The 509-nt window shown below is 53.0% G+C and carries 1 protein-coding gene; it reads left to right on the top strand.

Translation table 11 applies throughout. The features are described from left to right. The coding region (locus tag R7Z47_RS26970; protein WP_318131043.1) for a peroxidase family protein at nt 1-509 on the top strand (509 nt) is incomplete at both ends.

Here is a 509-nt window from a genome sequence, read left to right as displayed (position 1 = left end):
TGGGCCGATCTCATTGCGTATGCCGGTACGATGGCTTATGAATCCATGGGGTTGAAAACGTTCGGCTTCGGATTCGGGCGCGAAGACATCTGGCACCCAGAAAAGGACATTTATTGGGGCTCAGAAAAAGAATGGCTGGCACCTACCAACAACCCTAACAGCCGCTATTCAGGTGAACGGGATTTAGAGAATCCACTCGCCGCTGTGATGATGGGCTTAATTTATGTCAACCCAGAAGGCGTCGATGGACAGCCGGATCCACTCAAAACCGCGCACGACGTACGAGTTACGTTCGCTCGAATGGCAATGAATGATGAAGAAACCGTTGCCCTAACCGCTGGTGGCCACACCGTAGGTAAAGCGCATGGTAACGGTGATGCAGCCAATTTAGGCCCAGAGCCAGAAGGTGCCGACATTCACGACCAAGGATTAGGTTGGTTAAACAAGACAACCCGCGGCGTAGGCAACAACGCGGTCACCAGTGGGATTGAAGGCGCATGGACAAGCCA

It is taken from the genome of Vibrio sp. 1641, assembly GCF_033339995.1.
Lineage (GTDB): Bacteria > Pseudomonadota > Gammaproteobacteria > Enterobacterales > Vibrionaceae > Vibrio > Vibrio alginolyticus.
The sequence above is the reverse complement of the archived record's forward strand: the minus strand, read 5'-3'. Positions and strand labels throughout refer to the sequence as shown.